Annotated in this window: 22 protein-coding genes; 7 read left to right on the top strand and 15 right to left on the bottom strand. The window is 69.8% G+C overall.

The window, feature by feature from the left end:
* The first annotated feature begins 668 nt into the window (after positions 1-668).
* Complete coding sequence (locus QSG27_RS07345; protein WP_306704687.1) at positions 669-1,001, top strand: hypothetical protein; 333 nt, start codon at positions 669-671, stop codon at positions 999-1,001.
* A 13-nt stretch (positions 1,002-1,014) separates the two neighbouring features.
* On the opposite strand, the gene QSG27_RS07340 is transcribed toward QSG27_RS07345, so the two are convergent.
* Positions 1,015-1,341 carry a YgaP family membrane protein gene (locus QSG27_RS07340; protein WP_306704685.1) on the bottom strand — a complete coding sequence of 109 codons (327 nt, stop codon included), beginning with the start codon at positions 1,339-1,341 and terminating at the stop codon, positions 1,015-1,017.
* 186 nt (positions 1,342-1,527) lie between these two features.
* Here QSG27_RS07340 and QSG27_RS07335 point away from each other — a divergent pair, with 186 nt between their 5' ends.
* Positions 1,528-2,922 carry an aminotransferase-like domain-containing protein gene (locus QSG27_RS07335; RefSeq protein ID WP_306704683.1) on the top strand — a complete coding sequence of 465 codons (1,395 nt, stop codon included), beginning with the start codon at positions 1,528-1,530 and terminating at the stop codon, positions 2,920-2,922.
* A gap of 39 nt (positions 2,923-2,961) precedes the next feature.
* On the opposite strand, the gene thiD is transcribed toward QSG27_RS07335, so the two are convergent.
* From thiD to folP, 3 genes are all read right to left on the bottom strand, one after another.
* Positions 2,962-3,777, bottom strand: coding sequence for a bifunctional hydroxymethylpyrimidine kinase/phosphomethylpyrimidine kinase (gene thiD / locus QSG27_RS07330; protein WP_306704681.1), 816 nt, complete (start codon positions 3,775-3,777; stop codon positions 2,962-2,964).
* Between the two features lie 212 nt (positions 3,778-3,989).
* On the bottom strand, positions 3,990-5,357 hold the full coding sequence (gene glmM / locus QSG27_RS07325) for a phosphoglucosamine mutase (RefSeq protein ID WP_306704679.1): 1,368 nt from the start codon (positions 5,355-5,357) through the stop codon (positions 3,990-3,992).
* A gap of 131 nt (positions 5,358-5,488) precedes the next feature.
* Positions 5,489-6,634: a dihydropteroate synthase gene (folP, locus tag QSG27_RS07320; protein ID WP_306704678.1), complete on the bottom strand. Its 1,146-nt coding sequence runs from the start codon at positions 6,632-6,634 to the stop codon at positions 5,489-5,491.
* 21 nt (positions 6,635-6,655) lie between these two features.
* Between folP and QSG27_RS07315 the strand changes: the two genes are divergently transcribed.
* Positions 6,656-6,904 (top strand): hypothetical protein, encoded by a 249-nt coding sequence (locus QSG27_RS07315; protein WP_306704676.1) that lies wholly within the window; start codon positions 6,656-6,658, stop codon positions 6,902-6,904.
* Between the two features lie 99 nt (positions 6,905-7,003).
* Here the strand turns inward: QSG27_RS07315 and QSG27_RS07310 are convergent, their stop codons facing one another.
* The 3 genes from QSG27_RS07310 to egtB all read right to left on the bottom strand — a co-directional run bounded on the left by QSG27_RS07310 (position 7,004) and on the right by egtB (position 9,777).
* Positions 7,004-7,462, bottom strand: coding sequence for a hemerythrin domain-containing protein (locus tag QSG27_RS07310; protein ID WP_306704674.1), 459 nt, complete (start codon positions 7,460-7,462; stop codon positions 7,004-7,006).
* A gap of 78 nt (positions 7,463-7,540) precedes the next feature.
* Positions 7,541-8,503: an L-histidine N(alpha)-methyltransferase gene (gene egtD / locus QSG27_RS07305; RefSeq protein WP_306704673.1), complete on the bottom strand. Its 963-nt coding sequence runs from the start codon at positions 8,501-8,503 to the stop codon at positions 7,541-7,543.
* Positions 8,500-9,777: an ergothioneine biosynthesis protein EgtB gene (gene egtB, locus QSG27_RS07300; RefSeq protein WP_306704672.1), complete on the bottom strand. Its 1,278-nt coding sequence runs from the start codon at positions 9,775-9,777 to the stop codon at positions 8,500-8,502. The genes egtD and egtB overlap by 4 nt, the downstream gene beginning before the upstream one ends.
* Before the next feature lie 179 nt (positions 9,778-9,956).
* Here egtB and QSG27_RS07295 point away from each other — a divergent pair, with 179 nt between their 5' ends.
* Positions 9,957-11,108, top strand: coding sequence for an SDR family oxidoreductase (locus QSG27_RS07295; protein ID WP_306704671.1), 1,152 nt, complete (start codon positions 9,957-9,959; stop codon positions 11,106-11,108).
* A 17-nt stretch (positions 11,109-11,125) separates the two neighbouring features.
* On the opposite strand, the gene QSG27_RS07290 is transcribed toward QSG27_RS07295, so the two are convergent.
* From QSG27_RS07290 to prs, 4 genes are all read right to left on the bottom strand, one after another.
* On the bottom strand, positions 11,126-13,930 hold the full coding sequence (locus tag QSG27_RS07290; protein WP_306704670.1) for a bifunctional diguanylate cyclase/phosphodiesterase: 2,805 nt from the start codon (positions 13,928-13,930) through the stop codon (positions 11,126-11,128).
* 156 nt (positions 13,931-14,086) lie between these two features.
* Entirely contained in the window at positions 14,087-14,593 is a 507-nt protein-coding gene (locus QSG27_RS07285) for a hypothetical protein (RefSeq protein WP_306704669.1), read from the bottom strand.
* A 90-nt stretch (positions 14,594-14,683) separates the two neighbouring features.
* Positions 14,684-16,294 (bottom strand): MBL fold metallo-hydrolase, encoded by a 1,611-nt coding sequence (locus tag QSG27_RS07280; protein ID WP_306704667.1) that lies wholly within the window; start codon positions 16,292-16,294, stop codon positions 14,684-14,686.
* A 61-nt stretch (positions 16,295-16,355) separates the two neighbouring features.
* Positions 16,356-17,249, bottom strand: coding sequence for a ribose-phosphate diphosphokinase (gene prs / locus QSG27_RS07275; protein ID WP_306704665.1), 894 nt, complete (start codon positions 17,247-17,249; stop codon positions 16,356-16,358).
* Positions 17,250-17,454: 205 nt separating this feature from the next.
* On the opposite strand from prs, the gene QSG27_RS07270 reads away from it, so the two are divergent.
* Entirely contained in the window at positions 17,455-18,351 is an 897-nt protein-coding gene (locus tag QSG27_RS07270) for a diguanylate cyclase (RefSeq protein WP_306704663.1), read from the top strand.
* Between the two features lie 67 nt (positions 18,352-18,418).
* On the top strand, positions 18,419-18,970 hold the full coding sequence (locus QSG27_RS07265; protein ID WP_306704661.1) for an NUDIX domain-containing protein: 552 nt from the start codon (positions 18,419-18,421) through the stop codon (positions 18,968-18,970).
* 57 nt (positions 18,971-19,027) lie between these two features.
* Here the strand turns inward: QSG27_RS07265 and QSG27_RS07260 are convergent, their stop codons facing one another.
* The 3 genes from QSG27_RS07260 to QSG27_RS07250 form a co-directional block, all read right to left on the bottom strand.
* A complete protein-coding gene (locus tag QSG27_RS07260; RefSeq protein WP_306704659.1) occupies positions 19,028-19,594 on the bottom strand; it encodes a cupin domain-containing protein in 567 nt (188 codons plus the stop codon).
* A gap of 176 nt (positions 19,595-19,770) precedes the next feature.
* The gene (locus QSG27_RS07255; protein ID WP_306704657.1) at positions 19,771-20,382 is read right to left on the bottom strand and encodes a hypothetical protein; all 612 of its coding nucleotides are present in this window, start codon (positions 20,380-20,382) and stop codon (positions 19,771-19,773) included.
* 58 nt (positions 20,383-20,440) lie between these two features.
* Positions 20,441-20,920, bottom strand: coding sequence for a hypothetical protein (locus tag QSG27_RS07250; protein WP_306704655.1), 480 nt, complete (start codon positions 20,918-20,920; stop codon positions 20,441-20,443).
* Between the two features lie 309 nt (positions 20,921-21,229).
* Between QSG27_RS07250 and QSG27_RS07245 the strand changes: the two genes are divergently transcribed.
* Positions 21,230-21,640 carry a hypothetical protein gene (locus tag QSG27_RS07245; RefSeq protein ID WP_306704653.1) on the top strand — a complete coding sequence of 137 codons (411 nt, stop codon included), beginning with the start codon at positions 21,230-21,232 and terminating at the stop codon, positions 21,638-21,640.
* A gap of 77 nt (positions 21,641-21,717) precedes the next feature.
* Here QSG27_RS07245 and QSG27_RS07240 read toward each other — a convergent pair whose 3' ends face one another.
* Positions 21,718-22,794 (bottom strand): BMP family ABC transporter substrate-binding protein, encoded by a 1,077-nt coding sequence (locus QSG27_RS07240; protein ID WP_306704691.1) that lies wholly within the window; start codon positions 22,792-22,794, stop codon positions 21,718-21,720.
* Positions 22,795-22,822 lie beyond the last annotated feature (28 nt).

Here is a 22,822-nt window from a genome sequence, read left to right as displayed (position 1 = left end):
AGGCCGGTCACCCCCAGCCCAAGCATCATGAAATTGTAGACCCGCAGCATGTGCTTGCGCAGGCCCTCGTCGAACGCCGCACGGTCCACGCCCGCGGCGCCGGCGCCCCAACGGCTCTGGTTGGGATACTGGTCGAACATTGTGAAAACTCCCTCGTTCAAGCCTCTGGCGTTCTAGCCTTTGGGGCGTTCAAGCCTCTGGCCGGCCCTTCGTTGGCCCGATGTTTCCGGCAAGTCCTACCCCGGCACGCCGGCGGCACGCACGCGCGAATCGCCCATTTGGCGGAAGGCGTTCAGCGGCGGATCGGCCGCGGCAAGGCGGCTGCGGGATTGGAACGGCTGCGGTGTCCATCGAAACGCCCTCCAGATGCGGTCACGCCCGTCGGCGCAAAAGCAGATGAAGAGATCCGACATCGCAACCGACGACTCGGCTGCCAGAGGGGCCCGGACCCTGAATGCCCTAATACTTGGCCGTATGGCCGGCGCCTTTCAAGATGCCCGGCATCCCGGCCAAGCGTCCTGCCCAGCATCCCGCCAAGCATCTCGAATGTTCCCGCACAAAGAGGAGCTTGGAACGGGCGCGCCTGTTCCCATATGGCGGCTTGGGCGCCCGGTCCGGCGGATCGGGGCGCCGCGTGACTGTCAACCACCGTCAGAGCCGGATACAATATGGAGAGTGCCGCGTTGGGCGACCAGCACCACAGACGCCTCGAACGGCGGGTGGACCGCATCCAGGAGAAGCTCCCAGATGCCATGGCGCGGGTGCTGCGCTGGCTCCGCGAGCCGCGGGCGACCTGGGTGCGTGTTCCCGCCGGGCTGCTGCTGATGCTGGGCGGCCTGTTCAGCTTCCTGCCGGTGCTGGGCATCTGGATGCTGCCCCTCGGCCTCGTGCTGCTCGCCTACGACGTTCCGTTCCTGCGCCCGCCGATCAACCGCGCCCTTGTGCAGGGCGAACGGCGCTGGAAGGAATGGAAGCGGCGGCGCCGCGCCGCTTCCTCGTGATCGGCCCGATCCGTCAGGAATAGGAGCCCGTGCGGGCCGGGGTGCGCTCCTGCATCCCTTCGCCGGGGCTGTAGCGTTCCGCGCCAGGGCCGGACAGGCGTTCATGCTCCTCGTCCGTCATCATCGCCTTCAGCGGGCAATGGCCGCTCATGCCGCGCGCCACCAGGGCGGCGCCGGCCAGCCCCATGATGGCGCCGCGCAGGTCGGCCCCGCGTCGGACGCCGCCAGCGGCCATAACGAGGCCGAGACCGGTGGACACGGCGCGCTCCAGCGGCCCGAGATTTTGCGCGCCCCCGAAGAAGCGGTCGTAGGTGTGTCGGATGGCGTTTTCGGCGCTCATGCCTGTCGATCTCCCGGCTGTGCCCGACGCGAGGGGGATGAATACCGAAGGAGCGCCGGGTCGGTGCTGAGTGCAACGCCCGCCCCGCCGTCCGGGTTCCCGCGCCCGCGACTCGGCAGGAGCCGGACAATAGCGACAATGCGGTGACACTTGCCGAAGGACCGGCACAATGTCATCATTGTCCCCATGACAAATTGGGTACCCGATCTCTCGGGCCGTCAAGGCCCCCGTTACCGCGCCATTGCCGAGGCCCTGTCCGACGACATCGCCGCCGGGCGGCTCCCCCCCGGCACGCGGCTTCCCACCCACCGCGACCTCGCCTACCGCCTCGGCGTCACCGTGGGGACGATCACCCGCGCCTACACGGAGGCGGAGAAGCGCGGACTGATCGGCGGCGAGGTCGGGCGCGGCACCTTCGTGCAGGGGCAGCGGCACATGCCCCCCTCCGACCCATTCACCTGGGCGCCCCGCCCCGAGCCCTCGCTCATCAACATGACGGTCGTGACGCCGGAGCACCCGATGTCGGCGACGATGATGGGCGCCACCCTGGCCGCCATCGGCGCGTCGGGAAGCCTCGGCGCGCTTCTGGAATACGCGCCGCACGCCGGCCTGCCCGCCCACCGCGCCGCCGGGGCGCAATGGCTGGCGCGGCAGCACCGCGTGGCCGCCTCCGCCGACACGGTCCTGCTGACCATCGGGGCGCAGAACGCCATGGCGGTCGCCCTGGCCGCCGTCGCCCGCCCCGGCGACGTGGTGCTGACGGAGCGGCTGACCAACTACGGCATCAAGACGCTGAGCGCGGTCGAGGGCTACCACCTGGAGGGCATCGCCATCGACGAGCATGGCGTGGTGCCGGACAGCTTCGACAGCGCCTGCCGCCGGCTGGCGCCCAAGGCGCTGTATCTGGTGCCGACCATGCACAACCCCACCGCCTCGGTCATGCCGCAGGCGCGGCGCATCGAGATCGCGGCCATCGCCCGCCGTCACGGCGTGATGCTGGTGGAGGACGACGTGTTCGGCTTCCTGGTCCACGACGCGAAGCCCATCCAGGCCATCGCCCCGGACGTGACGCTTTACGTGAACAGCCTGTCCAAGAGCGTGTCCGCCGGTCTGCGGGTCGGCTATGTGGTCGCGCCACCGCCCCTGGTGCCGCGGGTCGAGGCGGTCATCCGCGCCCTGCAATACTCCTCCCCGCCCCTGCCGCCGGAAATCGCGACGCGCTGGATCACCGAGGGCAGCGCCGACCGCGTTGCCGAGGCCCAGCGGGGAGAGGCCATGGCGCGCCAGCAGATCGCCCGCTCCATCCTGCCCGCCGGCGCCGTCTGCGGCCACCCGTCGGCGCAGCATCTCTGGCTGGTGCTGCCGGAGCCCTGGCGGCGCGACGATTTCATCGCGGAGGCGCTGCGGCGTGGCGTGAAAGTGACCGGCGGCGACGTGTTCGCCGTGGGCCGGGCCGCCGCCCCCCACGCCGTGCGGCTCGGCCTGTGCCACCCGCACAGCCGGGACGAGCTGGCGCGCGGCCTGCGCACCCTGGCCGAGTTGCTGGACAACCCGCAAACGGCAATGCTGTCGATTGTTTGAGGAAGCGGACGCCTGGAAAAAAGCGGAAAGGCCGTGCCCTTACGGGAACGGCCTGACCGTGTGCAGGTGGTTCAGCGGTCCGTGGCCATGGCCGAAGCCGGGGGCCGAGCGGATCGCCTCGTCCACATAGGCGCGGGCGCGGGCCACCGAATCGCGCACGTTCAGCCCCTGGGCGATGCCGGCGGCGATGGCCGACGCCAGGGTGCAGCCGGTGCCGTGGGTGTGCGGCGTGTGGATGCGCCGCCCCTCGAACACTTCCTCTCCGTCCTCGGTGAGCAGCAGGTCGCACAGCCGCTCGTCCTCCAGATGGCCGCCCTTCAGCAGCACGGCCTTCGGCCCGAAGGTGCGGATCATCTCGGCGGCGCGGCGCATGTCGTCCAGGTTGCGCACCGGGATGTCGGTCAGCGCCTCCGCCTCCGGCAGGTTGGGGGTGACCACCTCCGCATGGGGCAGCAGGCGCTTGCGCAGGGTCTGCACGGCGTCCGGCTCCAGCAGGAAATGGCCGCTCTTCGCGACCATCACCGGATCGACGACCAGGGGCACGTTGATCGCCCGCTCCTCATACTCGCCGGCCACCGCCTCGATGACGGCGGCGTTGGCGAGCATGCCGATCTTGATGCTGTCGGCCCCGATGTCCTCCAGCACCACCTTCATCTGAAGCGCGACGAACGCCGGGTCCACGGGCAGGACACCATAGACCCCCGTCGTGTTCTGCGCGGTCAGGGCCGCGATGGCCGTCATGGCGAAGGCATTCAGCGCGCTGACCGCCTTGATGTCCGCCTGGATGCCGGCGCCGCCGCCGGAATCGGAACCGGCGACGATGAGAACACGGCCGTTGATCGGGTTGGCCTGCATCGGGATTGCTTTCGTCCTTGGTCGTCTGGTTGGTCGATGCGCCTCAAGCGAACGTCCGTCCGCTTCAGGCGCATATCGCCTCGTTCGCCGGCTCTCAGCGGATGCCGCGGGCATCCGCCTGCCGCCAGCGGGAACCGTGTTCCCGCTGGCGGGCTTCGGCCGCATGGGCGGCCGGGACCGCCGTCGCGGTCCAAAGCGGACCGCAATCCGCTTTAGGAGGCGGTCTCCAGCCGGGCGGCGTCCGTGATGGCGCCGGCAATGTCCGCCACCACCCCGTGCACCAGCCCTTCGTCGTCGCCTTCGGCCATGACGCGGATCACCGGCTCGGTCCCCGACTTGCGGATCAGGATGCGTCCCGACCCGTTCAGCCGCGCCTCGCCGTCGCGGATCGCCGCCTGGACGGAGGCGATCTCCAGCGGCTTCGAACCGGCGGCGAAGCGGACGTTGGTCAGCTTCTGCGGCACCGGAGCGAAGACCTGGCAGACCTCGCTGGCCGCCCGGCCGCCGGACTGGATCAGCACCGCCAGAACCTGGAGTGCGGCGATCAGCCCGTCGCCGGTGGTGGAATAGTCGGAGAGCACGACGTGCCCCGATTGTTCACCACCCACGTTGTAGCCGTGCTCGCGCATATGTTCCACCACATAGCGGTCGCCGACCGGCGTGCGGACCAGCGCGATGCCCAGCCCCCGGAGATGCCGTTCCATGCCCAGGTTGGACATGACGGTGGCGACCACGCCGCCGCCCCTCAGCGTCTGCGCCTGCGCCCAGGAGGAGGCGATCAGCGCCATGAGCTGGTCGCCGTCCACGACGCGCCCGGCCTCGTCCACCATGATCAGGCGGTCGGCGTCGCCGTCCAGCGCGATGCCCAGATGGGCGCCGTGGGCCACCACCTGCTCCTGCAGGGTCCGGGTGGCGGTGGCGCCGCAGGCCTTGTTGATGTTCAGACCGTCCGGGTTGACCCCGACCGGGATCACGTCGGCCCCCAGCTCGTACAGCACCTTCGGGGCAACGCGGTAGGCGGCGCCGTTGGCGCAGTCCACGACGATCTTCAGCCCGTCCAGCCGCAGGCCGCGCGGGAAGGTGTTCTTCACATACTCGATGTAGCGGCCCGTCGCGTCCTCCAGGCGGGAGGCGCGGCCGAGGTCGGGGGAGCCGGCCAGATCCGGGGCGAAGGGCTGGCCCATGCGCGTCTCGATGGCGATCTCCACCGCGTCCGACAGCTTGTAGCCGTCCGGCCCGAACAGCTTGATGCCGTTGTCCTGGAACGGGTTGTGGGAGGCGGAGATCATCACCCCCAGGTCGGCGCGCAAGCTGCGCGTCAGCATGGCGACGGCGGGGGTCGGCAGCGGGCCGAGCAGCACCACATCCATGCCCATCGAAATGAAGCCGGCGGTCAAGGCGGGCTCCAGCAGATAGCCGGACAGGCGGGTGTCCTTGCCGATCACCACCCGGTGCCGGTGGTCGCCCCGGCGGAACTGCAAAGCGGACGCCATGGCGACGCGCAGGGCGGTTTCTGCCGTCATCGGCTCGATGTTGGCGGTACCGCGGATGCCGTCGGTGCCGAACAGGTGTCGCGTCATGGAAAAAACCTCGGGAATGGCCCAGTCACTATACCGCAATTGCGGGTGTGGTGAGAATGTCATCGCTTGCCGCGGGGGCAGGGTCAAGAACCCTTCCGCGCAGACGCCAAAGAGTTACACGCCGAACGCGATCACGGCACCCGCGCGGGGTGCAATCCCTCCCAGACGGCGCAGGCCTGAACCGTCTGGGGCACGTCGTGCACGCGCAGGATGTGCGCGCCCTGGTTCAGCGTCTCCAGCCCCCCGGCCAGCGACCCGGCCAATCGCTCCTTGGGCGGCTCGTTCCGCGACAGCTTGCCGATGAGGGTCTTGCGCGACAGGCCGATCAGCAGGGCGCAACCGAGCCCATGGTACAGGGCCGTGTGGCGCAGGATGTCCAGATTGTGCTCCACCGTCTTGCCGAAGCCGATGCCGGGATCGACGGCGATGCGGTCCAGCGGCACCCCGGCGGCCAGACAGGCGCCCACCCGCTCCTCCAGCCAGTCGAAGACGTCCAGCGCGGCGTCCTCATAGGCCGGGTTCCGCTGCATGGTGCCGGGTTCGCCCTGCATGTGCATCACCACCACCGGAGCCGCCTTCTCCGCCACCAGCGGCAGCGCGCCGGGATCGCGCAGGCCGGCCACGTCGTTGATGAGGGCCGCCCCGGCGTCGAGCGCCGCGCGCATGACCCGCGCGTGGCGCGTGTCCACCGACACCACGGCGCCCTTGGCCGCGAAATGGCGGACGACCGGCAGGACGCGGGCCTCCTCCTCCTCCGGCGACACGGCGGCGGAGCCGGGGCGGGTGGATTCGCCGCCGATGTCCAGCAGGTCGGCCCCGGCCTCCAGCATCGCCTCGCCGTGGGCGATGGCGGTCCCGGCGTCGAAGAAGTCGCCGCCGTCGGAAAAGCTGTCCGGCGTCACGTTGACGATGGCCATGATCCGCGGACGCCCGAGGTCCAGCCCGCCGAACGGCGCCCGCCCGCGGGTCAGCGCGCCCAGCCGCCGGTCCAGGCTCTGCGCGACGGCGGTTCCGCGCTCCCAGCCCCAGGCCAGGATTTCGGTCAGCGGCGCGAAGGCCCGCTCGATCCGGGCCCCCTGCCGGACGATGAGTTCGGCGGTGGCGAAGGCGAAGCGTCCCCCGGCCAACGGCACCGCGGCCCCGGCGCTCCACGCCGCGATGGGCAGCAGCCCGACCGGCCTCAGATAGACGCGGACACCGCCCTCCGCCGCCCAGGGCGCGAACGAGGCGAGCGAGCCGGCGGCTGACTTCGGGGCGGGCTTGGAGATCGGGGGCATGGTCGCGATTCGTGCTGCGGAATGGAAGATCGCAGCCTGTCACGGCGGGAAGGCCCGGCGCAAGAGACTGCGCCGGTTCGCTGCGTCATCGCGCCGCGCCGCATATACCAAATGGAGAAATCTCCCAGCGTTCGCACCCGTCGGACGGGACACATCCCGGCTGACATTCAGGAGGGCAAAGCCATGCTGGGCTGGCTGCGCTTTAGCCTGGAGTTCAGGAAGACGGCGAGCGGATGGCGGTTCCGCTTCGCCGTCGAGTACCTGATCTGAAGGTGGGGGAGTCGGGGCTACGCTCCGGCTTCCTCCCCTCCTAAACTGCGCGCCGCGGGCGTTTCGCGCAAGGTTGCAAAGACGCCCTCCGGCATGCGCTTACGCGCTCTTGGGCAGCGGGGCCAACGCGGCCAGCATGTGCTTCTTGCGCTCCGCGTAGATGCCGCCGAGTTCGGCGGCGCGCTTGTCGTCCAGCGCCTTCCTGGCCTCCTCGAACAGCTCCTCCTCCTCCTCGTCGAGGTGGTGGCGCGTGACCTCGCCCAGCACCTGGAGCTTCGCCTTCCAGGCGGTGCTGTCGGCGGGCATGGCGTTCAACTCGTCGAGGAAGCCGTTGATGATGTGGTGCTCGTTCAGGCCCTCGGTGGTTTCCTGCCGGGTGTCCTTGGCCTTGGACAGCGACTGGTAGAAGACGGCCTCCTCCACCTTGCCGTGGGCCCACAGTTCGCGTTGCAGGTCTTCGTAGGCGGCGCGCCCGTCGCCGTCCGCCTTTTCGGCCTCGTCGAGCAGGCGGCGGATGGTGTCGTGGTCCTGCTTGATCCGGTCGAAGATGCTGGTCATCGGTCCTGTCCCGTTGTTGCGGTGGCTCGACTCAAGACAACCCCGGCCCTGGAACGGTGTTCCCGGCACCAAAGGGGGTCAGCCCTGACGGACCATCCAGTGCAGGCTGAACAGGCGGTCGTCGTCGGTCCAGCTCCGTTCCGTCCGCCAGCCGGCGCGGGCGGCGAGCCGGCGGAAGCCGGGAACGGAGTATTTGTAGGAATTCTCCGTGTGGATCGTCTCGCCGCGGGCGAAGTGGACGGGGTGGCCGGCGATGCGGACCGTCTGGTCGTCCAGGCTGCGCAGATGCATCTCGATCCGCCCGCGCGCCGCGTCGTAGCGGGCGAGATGGGCGAACCGCTCCAGCTCGAAGGTGCCGCCCAGCTCCCGGTTGATGCGGGCCAGCAGGTTCAGGTTGAAGGCGGCGGTAACGCCCTGCGCGTCGTTGTAGGCGGCCTCCAGCACCGCCGGGTCCTTGCGCAGGTCCACCCCGATCAGCAGCCGCGCCCCGGCGCCGAGCCGCCGCCCCAGACCTTGCAAGAATGCGACGGCCTCGGCGGGACGGAAATTGCCGATGGTGCTTCCGGGGAAGAAGGCCATCGTCCGTTCCGGCGCCACCCCGCGCGGCAGGGCGAAGCCGCGCGCATAATCGGCGGCGACCGGCACCACCGTCACCGCCGGATAATCGCCGGCCAGACGCGCCGCCGCGGCGATCAGGTGGTCGCGGCTGATGTCCACCGGCACATACAGGGCCGGCGCGTCCAGCGCGTCGAGCAGGATGCGCACCTTGACGCTCGATCCGCTGCCCAACTCCACCAGCGTGGCCCCCCGCCCGGCAAGGCCGGCGATCTCGGCGGCGCGGGCGTGCAGCAGGGCGGTTTCGGTCCGTGTCGGGTAATATTCGTCGAGCGTGCAGATGGCGTCGAACAGGGCCGAGCCCTCGGCGTCGTAGAAGTATTTGCAGGGCAGGCTCTTGTCCGGACGGGACAAGCCCTCCAGCACGTCGGAGAGGAACAGGTCGTCGCGCGCCGGGCGGGCGCGGGCGGCGGAAAAAGCGGTCATCGGGCGTCCTCCGCAAGGCGCACGCCGCTGAACATCCAGCGTTGGTGCGGATAGAAGAAATTCCGGTAGGTGGCGCGGACATGGCCGTCCGGCGTGGCGCAGCATCCGCCGCGCAGCACATACTGGTTCGCCATGAACTTGCCGTTGTATTCCCCGACCGCCCCGGCGGCGGGGCGGAAGCCGGGGTAGCCGCTGTAGGCGCTGGCCGTCCATTCCCAGACGTCCCCGAACATCTGGACGAACCCGCCGCCCTCCCCAGCCTCGGCAGCCATCGGGGCGGCGACCGGGCGCAGCAGGCCGCTGCCCAGCGTGTTGCCGGTGGAGGCCAGCCCGGCGGCGGCGGTTTCCCATTCGGCTTCCGTCGGCAGGCGCTTGCCGGCCCAGCGGGCGAAGGCGTCGGCCTCGTAGAAGGAGACGTGGCAGACCGGCGCGTCCTCGTCCAGCGGGTGCTCGCCCAGCAGGGTGAACGCCGACCACCCCCCGTCTTCGCCGCGGCGCCAATAGGCCGGCGCCTCCCAGCCCTCCGCGTTGACGGTGGCCCAGCCGTCGGACAGCCAGAGCGCCGGGTTGCGGTAACCGCCGTCCTCGATGAAGGCGCGCCATTCCCCGTTGGTCACCGGGCGGGAGTACAGCCGGAAGGGCCGCAGAAGCACCTCGTGCCGCGGCCCCTCGTTGTCGAAGGCGAAGCCGTTCCCGTCATGGCCCACCGCGACGATCCCGCCGTCCACCGCGATCCAGCGTCCTTCATGGGCCGGGCCGCGCGGCGCCGGACGATGAGGACGGTAGGCCGGGGCCAGCGGGTTGCAGGAGAACAGGTGCAGCAGGTCCATCAGGATCAGTTCCTGATGCTGCTCCTCATGCGCAAGGCCGAGTGTCACCAGCGGGGCGAGGCGCTCTTCCCCCGCGCGCTCCAGCAGGGTCCGCATGGCGGCGTCCACATGGCCCCGGTAGGCCGCCACCTCCGCCACGCCGGGCCGCGTCACCAGCCCGCGCCGGGGCCGCGGGTGACGGGCGCCGACGGCCTCGTAATAGGAGTTGAAGAGATAGCCGAAGGCCGGATCGAAGGGCCGGTAATCCGGCAGATTCGGGATCAGCAGAAAGGTTTCGAAAAACCACGTCGTGTGGGCCAGATGCCATTTCACCGGGCTGGCGTCGGGCATGGACTGCACCACCTGATCCTCCGGCGACAGCCCGCCGGCCAGTTCCACCGAGGTGGCGCGCACCCGGCGGAAGCGTTCGGCAAGCCCGCCGGTCCGGGCGGCTGTTCTGAGCATGGGCCTGTTTCCTCCCCCGCCTGACAGGTCCCGGTAAAGCTGTGCCGCTTCGCCGGGCCGCCAACCCTCCTTTCGGAGTGGCCCGGACGGACCGCCCGGCGGCAACGCTCCGCCGCCGCGGCTGTTCACAGCGGATGCAGCACGGAAACCGCCGAACGAAGGATGGAGGAGCGACACCCATGAAACCGCGGCTCAAACCCATCGACGAACAGGTGATCGTCATCACCGGCGCGTCGAGCGGCATCGGTCTGGTGACCGCCCGCATGGCGGCCCGGCAGGGCGCGAAGGTCGTTCTCGCCGCCCGCGACCGCGACGCGCTGGCCCGGGCAGCGGAGGACATCCGCGCCGAGGGCGGCGACGCCATCCACTGCGTCGCCGACGTGGCCGACCCCGACGCCCTGCGGCAGGTCGCCGACGCGGCGGTCCGCAGCTATGGCCGGATCGATAGCTGGGTGAACAACGCCGGAGTGGCGATCATCGGCAAGATCGTGGACACCGCCCCCGACGACCACCGCCGCCTGTTCGAGACGAACTACTGGGGCGTGGTCAACGGCTCGCTTGCGGCGATTCCCCACCTGCGCCGGGACGGCGGGGCGCTGATCAACATCGGCAGCGTGCTGTCCGACCGCGCCATCCCGCTCCAGGGCGCCTATTCCGCGACCAAGCACGCCGTGAAGGGCTTCACCGACGCGCTCCGCATGGAGCTGGAGGCCGACGGCGCCCCCATCTCGGTCACGCTGATCAAGCCGGCGGCCATCGACAGCCTGTACGAGGATCACGCGCTGAACCTTATGGACGTGGAGCCGAACAACCCGCCCCCGGTCTACGCGCCGGAGATCGTGGCCAAGGCCATCCTGCATTGCGCCCGCCGCCCGATGCGGGACCTCTATGTCGGCGGCGGGGCCAAACTGTTCTCGCTGGCGGAAACCTTCGCGCCGCGGCTCACCGATTACGTGATGGAGCGGACCCTGCCCCGCGTCATCCGCTCCGGCGGGCCGCTCCGCCCCCGCAACGACGCGCTGCACAGCCACGGCGACGACGGGCGGGAGCGCGCCGGGCGGCACCGCTTCGTCCGCGAAACCAGCCTCTACACGGAGGCCCGGATGCATCCCTGGATCACCGCCGCGGTGGTCGCCGGCTTCGGCGTGCTCGCCGGGGCGGCGGTGGCGCGCGGCTGGGTGCGGGGCGGTGGAGCGTCCGGGCTTGACCGCCCCCGCCGGTCGATCGGGCACCGCCGGGACCGGATGGAGCCGGAGCGGCGCGAGATCGGCCACAACGCGAAGCCCGCTTGGCAGGCCGCGGAGGAAGGCACGGTGACCTTTCCCCGCTGACGCTTCCGGAGCCGCCCCTACCCCGCCGTCACCGGTTCGGTCTTCGAGGCGTGCTGGCTGCGGGCGGCACGCAGGGTCAGGATCGGCTCCAGCTCCTCCGCCAGCACCGGGCGGCTGAACAGATAGCCCTGGAAGCTCTCGCACTTCAGGCTGCGCAGAAGCTGGAGCTGCGCCTCCGTCTCCACCCCCTCGGCGACCACCGACAGGCCCAGGCTGCGGCCCAGCCCGACGATGGCCCGGGGGATGGAATCGCCGGCCCCGTCCTGCTCCAGGTCGTGGATGAAGGACCGGTCGATCTTCAGCTTGTCGATCGGGAAGCGGTGCAGGTAGCTGAGCGAGGAATAGCCGGTGCCGAAATCGTCCAGCGCGATCAGGCACCCGCGCTGCTTCAGCGCGTGCAGCGTCGCGATGGCCGACGGGATGTCGTCGATCAGGGTGCCCTCGGTCACCTCGATCTCCAGCTCCCACCCCTGAAGGCCGTTGCGGTCCAGCGCGGCGGCGACCTTGGCGGGAAGCTGCCCGTCGCGGAACTGCTGGGCGGACACGTTGACCGCGACCGGCACCGTCAGGCCGATCTGGTCGCGCCAGGAACGGATCTGGTCGCACACCTCGTCCAGCACCCAGTCGCCGATGGCCTGGATCAGGCCGGTTTCCTCGGCCACGGGAAGGAAGCGGTTGGGCATGATCAGCCCCGCTTCCGGGTGGCGCCAGCGCACCAGCGCCTCCACCCCGACCACGAGGTCGTCGGAAATGCGGAGCTGCGGCTGGTAGACCAGGAACAGCTCCCGGTTCTGCAGGGCGCGGCGCAGCGCCGCCTCCAGGTCCAGCCGCTCGCGCGACCGCGCGCCCATCTCCCGCGTCACGAAGCGGTAGGCGTTCCGCCCGGCGTCCTTGGCGTTGTACATGGCGATGTCGGCGCAGCGGATCAGCCCTTCCGCGTCCTCCGCGTCGTCGGGGAACAGGCTGATGCCGATGCTGGGCGACACCACGAAATTCCGCCCGCCGATGGCGAAGGGCGCGGCGAGCTGGAGCAGCACCCGGTCCGCCACCGCGGCGGCCTCCGCCGCCTTCTGGATGTTCGGGACGACGATCAGGAATTCGTCGCCGCCCAGCCGGCCCACCGTGTCGGTGGGACGCATGCCGCCGTGCAGCCGCCGCGCCACCGACCGCAGCACCTCGTCGCCGAAGGAATGGCCCAGGCTGTCGTTGATGACCTTGAAGCGGTCCAGGTCGATGAACAGCACGGCCACCTTGCCGCCGTCGCGCCGCGCCTGCCGGGCCGCCTGGGCGATGCGGTCGAACAGGAGGACGCGGTTGGGCAGGCCGGTCAGCGGGTCGTAATGGGCCAGATAGTGGATGTGCTGCTCCGCCCGGCGCTTGTCCCCGATGTCCTCCACGAAGGCCATGACGAAGGGCGGGTCGCCGGGGGTCGAGACCGGCTGGAGGTGGATGGAGAAATGGCTCTGCCGCCCGCCGGCCAGCAGCAGCCGGCCGACCTCCAGCCGCACGCTCTCCCCCGCGATGGCGGCGTCGATGGCGGCGGTCAGCGCCGGGTCCTGGGCGCGCAGCTTCGTGTCGATTCCGATCAGCCCGTCGCGCGCCACCCCGATCGCACGGGCGAAGGCAGGGTTGCAGTCGGTGATCTTGGCGTCCTGGCCGATCAGGGCGATCCCCAAGGGCGCCTGGTTGAACAGCAGGTCCAGCTCCGTCTCGCGCCGGCGCAGCGAGGCGGTGATCCGCCCGGCGATCACCAGCGCCCGGTGGCGCGTCGCCGACAGCGCCCACAGCAGGGTGGACAGCAGCACGCTGAGCGACAGCCCCGCCGCCAGGACCAGCGTGGGCTTCCAGGTGTCCACCGCCTCCTCGAAACTGGGCCGGCTTTCGTAATGGACGGACCAGACGCGGTTGCCGAAGGAGAGGTCGCGGTCCGCGGTCAGCAGCGGCGGCTCCGACGGCTCCGACCGGCTGCGGTAAAGCGGGAACTCCGTCCGCCCTTCGAACACCGCCGCCGCCACGTCGTTCATCCCGCCAAACACGGACTCAGCCAGCGGGGCGACGCGGACCGGCGTGAGCACCAGTCCGGCGAAGGCGGCCCGCCGCTGCTCCAGCGTCACGGGGCTCTGCCCGTCGCGGTAGACAGCCTGGCAGACCATGAAGACCGGCAACGGAAGCTCGCTTTCGTCGAGCCGGAGGGAGATGGCGCGGGTGATCGCCGGCTCCCCGCTGTCGCGGGCCTGCTCCGCGGCGGCGCGGCGCACCGGCTCCGACAGCAGGTCGTAGCCGAGCGTGCGCAGGTTGCGTTCGTTGACCGGGGCGGCGTAGAGCGTGACGAGCCGGTCCGGCCCGGCCACGTCCGGCCAGATGCGGAAGCTCCGCAGCCCGTCCATCCGGGCCTCCATCACCAGATCCGGCCCCGTCCATTGATCGGCCACCCGCGCGAAGGCGACGCCGGTGATGCCCGGGAAACGCTCCGCAAGGTTCAGCCCGTCCACGAAGCGGTTCCACTCCACGCGCTTCACCTCCGGGTAGGCGGTGAAAAGAGCGGCGGCGGAGCGCGTCACCTGGACATAGACCTGGATCTGGTTTTCGAGCCGGCGGTGCAGCTCCTCCACCCGCAGGGCGAATCGGCTCTCGGCGTCCTCGGCCACGCTTTGGGTGGTGTCGTACCAGGCCAGCGCGGTCAGCAGCAGCGCGGCCAGCAGCGCCAGCAGGGGAAGGCTCTTCGGAATGGCCACCGAATCCGCGGCGGACCCGTCCGGCGGGAGGTCGATCGGATCGGGGCTGGAAGACCTCTGCATGGCCGTACCGAAGCTGCCTGTCATGCCGCTGCCGCGCCCTTGCGGAACGCTGATGCCCGCCCGCCGTCCCACCGGGAGCCCGTTGGACGGCGCGACGCGCACCGGTAGACCTTAACCAGAATGAGCGTGTGCGAAAAGCGCATAAATACTAATGCAATCGCTCATTGCGTGCGGCAGCGTTCAGAACTCCTGCAACACCTTAGGGCTGTTTTCCAGAAGCGTTTCGATCATGCCCAGGATCTGCTCGATCTTGGTGCGGGTGGCGTCCAGCTCATCGGCGGTCTTGTCGTCGATGCCGGCTTCCATCAGCATCATGTCGAAGGCGTTGAGCGTCTCCGAGAACGCCTTCTGCTCCGCCTGGAGCACGTCGAAGGCGCCGAGCGAGCTGGTCAGCGCCAGCGGCGGGTCGCTGACGAAGGCGTAGCTGATGTCGGTGAAATAGGCGATGGCGGTCAGCCTTTGCCGGATCACCCATTGCGGAAAGTTGGACGGCAGATCGTCCCCCGCCTCCTGCAACCGCTCCTGGACGGAGAAGACCAGCCCCTGGATGTCCAGGTAGGCGTTCCGGATCTCCCGGAAATGCGGAAAGGTCTTTGGCTTGCCGGCGTTGCGCACGCGGCCCAGCCGGGCGATGTCGTCGGTCAGCTTCCGCGCCATCTGGACCACGATGTTCGCCACCTTCCCCATCGCCCCGTCCCATCCTTTACGTTTCGCGGCCCCTCGTTTCCCAGCCGTCGCCGATCTATAGCATGTGCGGCCCGACTGTGGGCAGGGCGATCATTCCGTCCGGCGCGCTTCCGCCTGCGGCAGGCGGTCGCCCACCCCCCGGAGCAGCGCCTCGCGCGCCGCGTCGTCGGGTGCCGCGTCCAGCGCGCGGTGCAGCTCCAGCAGGAAGGCGGCGTAGCGGTTGTGCCAATCCTGCCCGGCGGCCACCGTCTCCGGTTCCAGCCGCGGCGGCCCATCCGGCGCCTTGCTGGGCGCCGCGGCGGTCAGGTCGGCCACCTCGTCCAGCTCGGGCAGGCGGATCAGCGCCGGGTCCCAGCCGCGGCGGAGCAGCGCATCGCGCAGGCCGGCGCGGGCCTCCTCCTCCCCGTGCACCAGGAACAGGCCGCGCCCCACCCCCTGCCGCGCCGCCACCCAGGCCAGCAGGCTGCTGCGGTCGGCGTGGCCCGAATAGACGTCCAGCGACCGGATGCGGGCGCGCACCGCGATCTCCTCGCCATGGATGCGCACGCTCGGCGCACCCTGCTGCAACAGGTGGCCCAGCGTGCCCGGCGCCTGATAGCCGACCAGCAGGACCGTGGCCTCCGGACGCCAGAGATGGTTCTTCAGGTGATGGCGGATGCGCCCGGCGTCGCACATGCCGCTCGCCGCCATGATGATGGCGCCGCCCTTGATGGCGTTCAGCTTCTGGCTTTCCGCGGCGGAGCGCACGCGGCGCAGGTTGGGCCGGGCGAAGGGATCGCCGGCTCCACCGAAGCCGCCCGGTCCCAGATCGGCGAGATGGCGGCGGAAGACCCCGGTCACCGCGTCGGCCAGCGGCGAATCGAGGAACACGTCGACCAGCGGGATCTCGCCGCGGTCGAACAGCCGGTGCAGGTCGTAGAGAAGCTCCTGCGTGCGCTCCACCGCGAAGGCGGGGATCAGCAGGGTGCCGCCCGTGGCCAGGGCCGCCCGCACCTCGCCGCGCAGCAGGGCCTGCCGCTCGGCCTCGCCCACCTCCACCCGCTCGCGGTTGCCGTAGGTGGTTTCCAGCACCATCCAGTCGGGCCGCGCCGGGCCGTTCGCGTCGGCGTGAAAGGACTTGCCGCCCGGCCCGAGGTCGCCGGAGAAGAGAATCGTCTCCGCCGTCCCGCCGCGCGTCACCTCCAGTTCCACCGATGCGGAGCCGAGGATGTGCCCGGCCTGCCAGAAGCGGGCGCGGATGCCGGGCATCACCTTCACCCACTCGCCGTAATCGACCGCGTGCAGGTGGCGGATGGCCGCCTGGGCGTCCTCCTGGGTGTAGATCGGTTCGACCGCCGGGCGCCCGCGCTGGCGGTTGCGGCGGTTCAGCCGCTCCACCTCGGTCTCCTGGATGTAGCCGCTGTCGGGCAGCATATAGGCCAGCAGGTCGGCGGTTCCGGCGGTGGCGTGGATCCGCCCCTTGAAGCCCTGGCGGACCAGTTTCGGCAGCAGGCCGGAATGGTCGATGTGCGCGTGGGTCAGAAGCACCGCCTTCACGGCGGACGGCTTGAAGGGGAAGGGCCGGTAATTCAGCTCCTTGACCGTCTTGGTGCCCTGGAACAGGCCGCAGTCGATCAGCAGGTCGCCATCGCCGGTCCGGATGCGGAAGCAGGAGCCGGTGACCGTGCCGGCGGCGCCGTGGAAGGTGAGGGACAGTGCCATGGCGAAACCTCCGCCTTCTTTTGCCCTGCCTCCACCTTACCACCGAAGGGTTACCGGGCCGTCAACAGGGCGCAACCAGGGCGTCGGCGATCAGCCGGGCGAGCGGCAGGGCGTTGCTGGGGTGCGGGACCCCGTCGCAGGACAGGGGCACCCCCAGCCCTTCCGCCGCGAAGCGGGCGCTCACCGCCGTGTCGAACAGGGCGTGCACCCCGAACACCCGGATGGACGAGGCCCCTGCGGCCCGCGCGGCCCGCGCGCAGGAGAAGATGGTTTCGCCGGAGCTGATGACGTCGTCCACGATCACCACGGGCCGCCCGGCCAGCGGCGCGCCGGCGGGCAGGGTCACCGTCACGTCGCGGTCGCCGCGCCGCTCCTTCCGCCCGACCAGAGCGGCGAGGCCGAGCGGTCCGGCCACCGCCTCGACCAGCGGGGCGGCCTCCTCGTCCGGGCCGACGATCACGGCGTCCGCCGCCGTCCCCTCGGCGCGCAGCCGTTCGGCAATCGCCCCGGCGCCGCTGAGGCAGACGGAGGGACGCCCGACGAACACCGCGTCCAGCGTGTGGGTGCGGTGCAGGTGCGGCTCCACGCAGACGAAGCGGTCGAACAGCCGGCCCAGCCAGTCCCCCACCACCGTCTGGCTGACCGGCTCGCCGGGACGGAACACCGCGTCCTGGCGCATGTAGGCCATGTAGGGGGCGACCAGGCACAGCTCCGCGGCACCCTGCCGGCGCAGGACGGAGGCCGCGAGCGTCAATTCCACCAGCTTGTCGTTCGGGCGGTCGAGCGAACGGTAGACCACCGCCCTCTCCACCGGCTCGGGCAGGCGGACGAGGCTCTCCCCGTCCGGGAAGCGGTGCAGTTCGGCGATGTGGCAGGGAACGTTCAGGGCTTCGGCCAGACGCTGTGCGCCGTCCGCCGATTCCGGAAATCCATAGACGCCCGTATAGCGGGCCATGCTGTCCCCTCTGCGTTGCGCGCCCGGGATATGGGCGCCCCGTTCAGCCCGCACTATGCCGCATGGGCCGCGCCGCCGCGAGCACGACCTTAGGCGCAACGTTACCGTGAAGGCGATAGGACGGCATGAACGGGGCGCCTGCAAATGAACCGGACGGTCCCGCCCGTCATTGACCGCAGACGAAGGAATGAGGCACTTTCCCGCCATGCGCGTGCTCATCGCCGACGACACCGTCCTGATGCGCGCCATGCTGTCGGAGCAGGTGGCGTCCTATGGGCATGAAGTGATCCTGGCCAGGGATGGGCAGGAAGCGCTGGACCGCGCCAGGGCGGAGCCGTTCGATATCGCCATCATTGATTGGGAGATGCCCCGCCTGTCGGGGCTGGAGGTGTGCTGGCACCTGAAGGCCGATCCGCGCACCGCCTACAGCTACCTGATCCTGATGACGTCCCATGACGAACCCTTCTACGAATTCAAGGCGCTGGACGCCGGGGCGGACGACTTCATCCACAAGCCGGTCAACAGCGCCCACCTGAAGGCCCGGCTGAAGGCGGGCGGGCGCATCACCGGAATGCACCGCCAGTTGATCGCGCAGGCCCAGACCGATCCGCTGACCGGCATCGCCAACCGCCGCGCCTTCCTGGAACGGGCGGGTGAGGAAACCCGACGGGCGAGCCGGTTCGGCCTTCCCCTGTCGCTGCTGATCGCCGACATCGACCATTTCAAGCGCATCAACGACAGCCGCGGCCACGCCGCCGGCGACGAGGCGTTGCGGCGATTCGTCCAGACGCTGAACAGCGCCCTGCGCCCCGGCGACCTGATCGGGCGCTACGGCGGGGAGGAGTTCGTGGTGCTGCTTCCCAACACCACCCTGACGGACGCGACGGCGGTGGCGGAGCGTTTGCGCCAGCGCGTCGCCGCGCAGGACATAGGGGCGGACGGCGGTTCCTTCCGCATGACCGCCAGCTTCGGCGTCGCCGCCGTGGAGCCCGAGCTTGGCGACTCCGGCGGCATCGACGCGGCGCTCCGGATCGCCGACGCCGCCCTTTATCGGGCCAAGGCCGAAGGGCGCAACCGCGTGGTGCCCACCCCCGTCCCCTGAATCTTCACGTTCCCCCCTCCCCGCCCGTCTCCGGCAGCGGAGCCAACAGGCAAGCGGGGGACGAGCGATGCGCCATGTGTATGTGGCGTTTCTGGAGGGGACGAAGGTTCTGATCGTCCGGCGGCGCGAGGTCAGCACATGGTGGGGCCGCGGCCCCTCGGAGCCGCGGATCGTCGACGCCGCGGGCCAGTGGGCGCTTCCCGGCGGCGGGTTCGAGAGCGTCGGCAGTCCCCTCGCCGCGCTTCAGCGCCTGTTCTGCGAACAGACCGGCATCGCCTTCCCCGACGGACGGTCGGCGGAACCCTGGCGGCCCACGTCCCGGAGCTTCATGCTGTACTTCATCCCGGTGACCGGGCTGGAGCCGCTGGCCTCCTCGATCAGCCTGCGGACGGCGCCGTCCGCCGTCACGCCTGGACGCCCCGCGGGCGGCTCCATCGTGAACTGGGAACTGTCCTCGGCCCACATCGTGCCGCTTGCCAAGGTGGTCGCCCATCTGGGGGTGCGGCAGCCCGTCTCGCACGAGAACCAGCTTGCCATCACCCGGCAGGCGATGCGCTCGCCCACCTCCCAATCCATCGAACGCTACGCGACCATGGCCGCGATCATCGCGTTGCAGTGAAAGCCGGCCCGCCGGACGGTTCCGTCACCGTCATACCCCGGAAAGCAGGGCGAACATTCACAAATAGGGCGGTGTGCAGGCGCTGATCAATTCACATTCCTCGTCCCCGACGTTACGGAACCGATGGGGAATGCGGCTGTCGAAGAGATAGGCATCACCTGGACCGAGAATTGTCTTGTGTTTGCCGACCGTCAATTCGATCGAGCCACGGATGACGAGTCCGGTTTCCTCCGCGTTGTGCTGGAGCATCGTCCGCCCGGTATCGGCGCCGGGGGCGTAACGTTCATGCAGCATCTGAATGGTCCGCCCCCGCAGATCGCCGACCTGCCGGAAGGACAGATCCCCGACGGTCCCTTTCAGCTCTCCGGCAAGTTCCACCAGTTCACTGTTCTTGAAGAATATCTGCTCCGGAGGCGGCAGATTGTCGGGAGCAAAGAACTCGGCCATCGTCATCGGGATGCCTTGCAGAACCTTGCGCAGGGAAGACACCGATGGGCTGCTGCGGTTTTGCTCGATCAGGGAAATGGTGCCGTTGGTCACGCCCGCTCGCTGCGCCAGGGCCCGTTGTGACAAACCGTGCTCTTCCCGGATCTCCTTCAACCGTGCACCGACGTCGAAATCCATCACCCAACCCCCGGCTGCTGAACAGTAGGCAGTGGCGCGCACAAATTTGCCATCGAATTATAGACGGTCAAACTGATTTGCCTATTTTATTAAACGCCGGCACGCAATCCGTCGCCCCACCTTCTCACGAACCGGGCAATCGGATTGCGTTCGTGTCGTCACCCTCGGCGCCAACGTCAGCCCGTCCTCCCTTCCGGCGGCGACTCGCCGGGCGGTGTGCGGATGGCGGTCGCGGCGAGATACTGGGCCGCCGTGCGCAGGAGGAATTCCGCCACCGCCATGTCCCCCCGGTCGCGGTCGGAACCGCCCAGCCGATGGCGGCGGTCGGCGTCGATCAGGCCGGTGGCGATCACCTGCGCGGTCAGCCACGCCCGCTGGTCCGCGTCCGGCACGCCGGCCATGCGTTCCAGCATCTCGTTGCAGGCGTGGTCGATCGTTCCCAGGCCGGGACGGTCGGACGACAGATAGCTGGCCTCGTTCGACGGAGCCGGCTCCCCGACGTAGGAGCGGGCGAGCAAAGCCGTCTCCAGGGTCAGCCGGAAGGCGGTGCGGCGCGGGCGCCCCTTCCGCCGCAGACGCAGCGCCATCATCGTGAAGAGCTGGGCCACCACCTCCGCCCGCTCCGCCGGCACCTCGTCGAGGATGTCGATGATTTCGGCGCTGACGGCGTTGCGCGGTGCCTTCTCGCCGCTCCGCACGACCGCGGTGGCGAAGACGGCGATCAGGGTGCGCAGGGCATCGGCCTGCTCCACGGGGGAGATGCGGCCGATCTGGGCGGGATCGAACATGGGGCGCTCCGCTGCGGCTGAGAAACTCCTTCCTGCAATGTTGGAGCGCGCGGGCCGGTCAGGAATCCCCCTCCTTCGGGTCGATGGTCTCCGCCCGGCGGCTGATCAGCTGGAACAGCGCCAGCCCCAGCACCATGAAGACGATGACCATCAGGAGGATGGCCGGATAGACCATGGCGCTCATGTCGGCGGTCCGCGCCTCGAACACCAGAACCAGCCCTTCCAGGCTGGCGGCGATGATGATGGTGGTCAGAAACTTGGTCAGGGTGCGGCGGGCCTCGTCCGCGTGCCGCAGTTCGCGGTCGCGCACGATTTCCTCCTCGTACAGGTACTTGGCGATTTCGAAGATGGCGATGGCCAGCACGATCATGCCGACCCCGTCCAGCAGCCGGTGGGTCGCCCCTTCCAGGTCGAACGACGCGAGGCTGTGCAGCACCGAATAGGCCGCCACCCCTACGAACACCAGGGCGAAGAGGCTCAGCACGACGGTGGCCAGAAAGTACATGGCCCGCGCCGCCATCTGGAATCCCTTCTCCACGACGCTGCTCCCCCTATTTCGAGCGAAGTCCGATCCTGCCGGTGACAACGCGCCGCCAGGGGGTTCGGACCGCTCCCTTGCGGGTCACCCCGGAAGGCGGCCCCGGAAGGCAGCGTGGAACCCGCGGCGGCATGGGGGTGTTGAAGTTCCGGCAGCACAGGGGATTGTGCCTCCTCGACAGGCTCCGCCGCGCTCCCTGAAGCGGCGGAGCCTTTCTTTTCCGGCCTCTTGCGGACATCGTCTTGCAGGCGGCGGCGCCCTTATGCTTAAGGCTGGGGAGCCGGACCACGCCTTCTGGGAGCCGCCCCCATGCCCGAGACCCCGAATCCCACCGCCGACTCCCTGCACGCCCTGCTCGACCGCTATCTGCGCTGCCCGGCTGAGCCGCTGCGCGCCGAGCTGGAGCAGGCGCTCACCGCCTATCAGACCGGCTGGATACACGCCCGCGCCGGGCAGGACGCCCCGCCGGCCAACCCGCCCGCCGCCGCGACTGCCGGCCGCGTTCCGTCCAAGCCGAAATTCCCCATCGCCGCCGCCGATCTCGCGGTCCTGGAGAAGATGGCCGAAGGCTGGGTCCCGACCGCCGCGGAGGTTCCCCGCTGGGTCTGGTTCGAGAACCGGGAGCTGGTGACGATGGAGCCCAACCCCTCCGGCAGCGGGCCGGAGGTGATGCGCCTCGCCCCCGCCGGCTGGGCCGCGCTGGGCCGCAAGCCGGGCTGAAGTCCGAACCGAATTCCGGGCAATAAAAAAGGGAGGCCCGGGAGCCTCCCCTTTCTCGTCCGGCAGCCGTTTCCGGCTTACTTCGGAACCTTGCCCTGCACGCCCTCGACGTACCAGTCCATCTTCAGGATCTGCTCGTCGGTGGCCTGCTTGCCCTCGGCGATCACGACCTTGCCGGACTGGTCCTTCACCGGACCCTGGAAGGAGTGGCGCTTGCCTTCCATGATGTCGGTGCGGGTCTTCTCCGCCGCCGCGACGACGTCCGCCGGAAGCGCCGGGTTGTAGGGGGCCAGGAACAGCATGTGGTCCTTGAAGCCGCCCCAGGTGTCCTGCGACTTCCAGGTGCCGTCCAGCGCCGCCTTGACGCGGGTGACGTAGTATTCGCGCCAGTCGTCCACGATGGCGGTCAGATGCGCCTTCGGGCCGAAGCGGGTCATGTCGGAGGACTGGCCGAACACGTACAGGCCGCGCTCCTGCGCGACCTGGATGGCCGCCGGGCTGTCGGTGTGCAGCGAGATCACGTCGGCGCCCTGGTCGATCAAGGCCTTGGCCGCCTCGGCTTCCTTGCCCGGGTCGTACCAGGAATTCACCCAGACCACGCGCACTTCGGCCTTCGGGTTCACTTCGCGCATGGCGAGCGTGAAGGCGTTGATGCCGCTGATGACCTCGGGGATCGGGAAGGAGCCGATGTAGCCGATGATGTTCGACTTGGTCATCTTGCCGGCGATCTGGCCGATGACCGTGCGGCCCTCGTAGAAGCGCGCGGAGTAGGTGGCGACGTTGGCCGAGCGCTTGTAGCCGGTGGCGTGCTCGAACTTCACGTCGGGGTGGCGCTGCGCGACCTTCAGCGTCGGGTTCATGAAGCCGAAGGAGGTCGTGAAGATCAGCTTGTGGCCGGAGGCGGCGAGCTGCTCGATCACGCGCTCGGCGTCGGCGCCCTCGGGCACGTTCTCGACGAAGGTGGTGGTGACCTTGTCGCCCAGTTCCTTCTCCACGGCCAGACGGCCCTGGTCATGCTGGTAGCTGTAGCCGTGGTCGCTGATCGGACCGACGTAGACGAAACCGACCTTCGTCTTTTCCTGCGCGCCGGCCGCGCCGACGCCCAGCGCCAGGATGGCGGCGCCGGTGGCCAGACCCATCAGGGCCTTGCCCATGGTCCTTCTGTTCACGTGTTTGCTCCCT

This window comes from Azospirillum isscasi, assembly GCF_030849505.1.
Classification (GTDB): domain Bacteria; phylum Pseudomonadota; class Alphaproteobacteria; order Azospirillales; family Azospirillaceae; genus Azospirillum; species Azospirillum isscasi.
Note: the sequence above shows the minus strand (reverse complement) of the source record. Positions and strands in the feature narration are given on the sequence as shown.